General features: G+C 72.9%; 4 protein-coding genes. 3 read left to right on the forward strand and 1 reads right to left on the reverse strand.

All coding sequences use genetic code 11. The features are described from left to right. Positions 1-41: 41 nt before the first annotated feature. A complete protein-coding gene (locus tag ACFCY7_RS40030; RefSeq protein WP_376491007.1) occupies positions 42-842 on the reverse strand; it encodes a DeoR/GlpR family DNA-binding transcription regulator in 801 nt (266 codons plus the stop codon). 335 nt (positions 843-1,177) lie between these two features. Here ACFCY7_RS40030 and ACFCY7_RS40035 point away from each other — a divergent pair, with 335 nt between their 5' ends. The 3 genes from ACFCY7_RS40035 to ACFCY7_RS40045 all read left to right on the forward strand — a co-directional run bounded on the left by ACFCY7_RS40035 (position 1,178) and on the right by ACFCY7_RS40045 (position 4,139). Then, a complete protein-coding gene (locus ACFCY7_RS40035; RefSeq protein WP_376491008.1) occupies positions 1,178-2,134 on the forward strand; it encodes a 1-phosphofructokinase family hexose kinase in 957 nt (318 codons plus the stop codon). A 116-nt stretch (positions 2,135-2,250) separates the two neighbouring features. Further along, entirely contained in the window at positions 2,251-3,201 is a 951-nt protein-coding gene (locus tag ACFCY7_RS40040) for an SIS domain-containing protein (protein ID WP_376491009.1), read from the forward strand. A 101-nt stretch (positions 3,202-3,302) separates the two neighbouring features. Further along, positions 3,303-4,139, forward strand: coding sequence for a ketose-bisphosphate aldolase (locus tag ACFCY7_RS40045; protein WP_376491010.1), 837 nt, complete (start codon positions 3,303-3,305; stop codon positions 4,137-4,139). Positions 4,140-4,162: the final 23 nt, after the last annotated feature.

A 4,162-nucleotide genomic window follows, 5' to 3' on the forward strand; every position in this document is an offset into this window, starting at 1 on the left:
ACATCTGGTGCGCGGGGGGCGTCGTGCTGCGGCGAGCGCCGTCAGACGGTGATCACTTCGATGCCGGCCTCGGTGAGCCTGGCCACCGTCTCCGGGGCGATCCCGGAGTCGGTGACGAGGGTGTCGATGCGGTCGAGGCCGCAGATCCTGGCGAAGGCGCGCTTGCCCATCTTGGAGGAGTCGGCCACCAGGACGACCCTGCGGGCGCGCTCGGCGAAGAGCCTGCTGATGCTGGCCTCTTCCTCCTGGTGCGTCATGACCCCCAGCTTGGGGTCCACGCCGTCGGCGCCCAGGACGGCGACGTCCAGCACCACCTCGTTGAGCACTCCGGCCGCCAGCGGCCCCACCAGCTCGTAGGACTGCGGCCTGGCCACGCCACCGGTCACCACGATCTTGAACTGCGGGCGGACCGCCAGCTCGCCGGCGATGTTCAGCGCGTTGGTCACCACGGTGTACAAGGGGCCGGACTGGCCCTCCCCCGAAGAACCGACGCCTCCCCCCGTCTGCAGGGCCAGTGCGCGGGCCACCTCGGTACTGGTCGTCCCGCCGTTGAGACCGATGACGTCACCCGCGGTCAGCAGGTCCGCCACCGCCCGGGCGATGCGCTGCTTCTCGGAGGCCCGTCGGGAGGACTTGTAGCGCAGCGGAAGTTCGTACGACACACCGTGCGCGATGGCCCCGCCGCGGGTGCGGACGAGGAGCCGCTGCTCGGCGAGCTCGTCGAGGTCCCGCCGAATGGTGGCGGGCGACACGTCGACGACGACGGCGGCCTGCTCCACGTCCAGTTTGCCCTCGACCGCCAACAACTCGAGCAACCTGCTCCAACGCTCCTGCTTGGACATGTGCCGCAACCCTTCCCTGTCCCTGAGACGCCCCCATCGCGCACCCGAGCCCTCGACGACCCGATCGCCCGACGTCCGACCGTCGGACCATCGCACCGGTGAAGCGTGCGCGAAGTTGATCGTATCGCGACGACATCGAGCATGGCCCTGGACCGGTTGCCACCGCTCGCGAAGAGCACCCCCTGTCACGCAGCGTCGTCCGCGCGGTACCCCCTGACAGCCTCTTCGAGCATCTAGCCTGATTGAATATGCTCGTTTTATGCTCTCGAAGCGCAGAAGTAGTCACTTCAGTTGAGCGTCAGCTCTGGACGTCCTGCAACAGGAGCCTCCACACCATGATCGTCACTGTCACGCTCAACGCCGCCCTCGATGTCACCTGGGAGGTGTCCGACCTGCGGCCCCGCACGTCCCACCGCGTCCTCGCGGCGCACGAGCGGGCCGGAGGGAAAGGCATCAACGTCGCCCGGGTGCTCACCTTCCTCGGGCACTCACCGCTCGCCACCGGCCTGGCAGGGGGACCCACCGGCCGCATGATCCACGACGGCCTGCGGTCCGCCGGGATCCGCACGTCCTTCGTCACCGTGGCCGGCGAGTCCCGGCGTACGGTCAGCGTCGTCTCGCGCGACGACGGTGACGCCACCGTCTTCAACGGGCTGGGGCCGGAAGTGACCGCCGCGGAATGGGCGACCTTCGTCGGGCACTTCGCCACCGTGGTCCGAGAGGCGAGCGTCGTCGTCCTGAGCGGGAGCACTCCCCCGGGGCTGCCCCAGGACGCCTATGCCGTCCTGATCCGGACCGCTGCCGCCGAGGGCGCGCTCACCGTCCTCGACACCTCCGGACCCGCCCTGACCGCCGCCCTGGAGGCGGGGCCGGACGTGATCAAGCCCAACGCGGCCGAGCTCGCGGAGGCGACCGGGTGCGACGACCCGGTGGCGGCCGCCACGGAGCTGCGCCGCCGCGGCGCGCGGACGGTCGTGGCGTCGGCGGGTCCCGACGGACTGCTGGCCGTCACACCGAGCGGGGCGTGGCGGGCCGCCCCTCCCGAACTGCTCTCGGGCAATCCGACGGGCGCGGGGGACGCCTGCGTCGCCGCGATCGCGTCCGGCCTCGCCGCCCGCGCGGCCTGGCCGGACGTCCTGCGCGAGGCGGTGGCCCTCTCGGCCGCGGCCGTGCCGTGCGCGGTCGCGGGCGAGGTCGACGCCTCGGTCCACGCGCGGTTCCGGCAAGAGGTCCGTGTGGACGAGCTCGCGCCGCCGCTTCGCCCCCAGAACGCCACGGCCTCGCCGGCCTGATGGGCCTCGCCCGGCCTGATGGTGCGTCGATCCGCCCGAATCCAGGCACGCATGTCCGCCTCCGACGCGCTCCCGGCGCGGCGGACATCCCGAACCCACGACTCCCGAGGAACCACGTGACCACCTCCGAGACTTCCCGCACGTCCGTCGAGATCGACTCCCAGCCGGACACCTGGCGCCGCGCGGCCGAGTCGGTCGCCTCCTTCTCCGGCGCCCTGCCGCGCCGAGGTGAGCGCGTCGCGGTCGTCGGCTGCGGCACCTCCTGGTTCATGGCCCACGCCTACGCGCAGCTGCGCGAAGCGGGCGGGCACGGCGAGACCGACGCCTTCGCGGCCTCCGAGTTCCCGCACGGCCGGAACTACGACCGCGTCCTGGCGATCACCCGCTCCGGCACCACCACCGAGGTCCTCGACCTGCTGACCCGGGTCAAGGGCACCCTCGCCACGGGCGCCGTCACCGCGGACCCCGCGACCCCGGTCATGACGGCCGCCGACGCCGTCGCGGTCCTCGACTTCGCGGACGAGCGGTCCGTCGTCCAGACCAGGTTCGCCACCACGGTCCTCGCCCTGCTACGGGCTCACCTCGAAGCCGAGGGCGCCCTTCCGGCAGGTGTACGTCCACTGGCGCAGGCTGCCCTGGACGCCGAACGCGCCCTCGCCGAACCCCTCGACCCGGCCGTCCGCGGCGCCGGGCAGTTCACCTTCCTCGGCGCCGGCTGGACCTACGGCCTCGCGCTCGAAGCCGGGCTCAAGATGCGTGAGGCCGCCGGGGCCTGGACCGAGGCGTACCCGGCCATGGAGTACCGCCACGGCCCGATCAGCATCACCGGCCCCGGCCGGGTCGTCTGGCTCTTCGGCGCCGCGCCGCCGGGTCTCGCCGACGACATCGCGCGCGTCGGTGGTCTGTACGCCGCCGGGTCCGGCGACGGGGCGGGCGCGCTCGACCCGCTCGCCGACCTCGTCCGGGCCCAGCGCCTCGCCGTCCACCTCGCCGAGGCCCGCGGCTACGACCCGGACCGCCCGCGCAACCTGACCCGCTCCGTGGTCCTCGACGGCCCCGGAGCCTGAACTCCACCGCTGCCGCCCAGGTCCGGCGGGTGCGGCGGACACCGCCGTCCACCTCACCCGCCGCCTCCTCCGCCTCCGCCACCACTTCATGGAGAGTCCCCATGCCCCTGACCCCCACGGACGACATCGTCGGGCCCGCGCGCGCCGCGAACACCGGTGTCGGCGCGTTCAACGTCGTACAGATCGAGCACGCCGAGGCGATCGTCGCCGGAGCCGAGCAGGCCGGCCTGCCGGTCATCCTGCAGATCAGCGAGAACACCGCCCGCTACCACGGCGCCCTCGCCCCCATCGCCCTGGCCACGCTGCGGATAGCCGATGCCGCCGCCGTTCCCGTGGCGGTCCACCTGGATCACGCCGAGTCCGCCGAACTCGTCCAGGAGGCCGTCGACCTCGGCTTCACCTCGGTCATGTTCGACGGCTCGAAGCTGCCGTACAAGGCGAACGTCGCCGCCACCCGCATGATCACCGACCACTGCCACCGGGCGGACGTCTGGGTGGAGGCGGAGCTCGGCGAGGTCGGTGGCAAGGACGGCGCCCACGCCCCCCATGTCCGTACGGACCCGGACGAGGCCCGCGAGTTCGCCGCCGCGACGGCGGTGGACGCGCTCGCCGTCGCCGTGGGCAGCTCGCACGCCATGACCATCCGGGACGCCGTGCTCGACCTCGACCTCATCGCGCGCCTGAGGGACTCCCTGGACATCCCCCTCGTCCTGCACGGCTCCTCCGGCGTCGACGACTCGGACCTCGGGAAGGCCGTCGCCGCCGGCATGACGAAGGTCAACATCTCCACCCACCTCAACCAGCTCTTCACCCGCACGGTCAGGGAACGACTCCAGGCCGCCCCGGCGGCCGCCGACCCGCGCGGGTACCTGGGTCCGGCGCGTGAGGCGGTGGCCGCGGAGGTGGCACGGCTGCTGCGCGTCCTCGCGGGCCGCTGACCCGCGGGGGAACGCGTGGAAGG

The sequence above is a fragment of the Streptomyces sp. NPDC056361 genome (genome assembly GCF_042262805.1).
In the GTDB taxonomy this organism is placed as follows: domain Bacteria; phylum Actinomycetota; class Actinomycetes; order Streptomycetales; family Streptomycetaceae; genus Streptomyces.

Bases quoted from the DNA above. Each gene is read 5' to 3' on its own strand.
- ACFCY7_RS40030 (WP_376491007.1), bottom strand. From the start codon at position 842: ATGTCCAAGCAGGAGCGTTGGAGCAGGTTGCTCGAGTTGTTGGCGGTC.
- ACFCY7_RS40035 (WP_376491008.1), top strand. From the start codon at position 1,178: ATGATCGTCACTGTCACGCTCAACGCCGCCCTCGATGTCACCTGGGAG.
- ACFCY7_RS40045 (WP_376491010.1), top strand. From the start codon at position 3,303: ATGCCCCTGACCCCCACGGACGACATCGTCGGGCCCGCGCGCGCCGCG.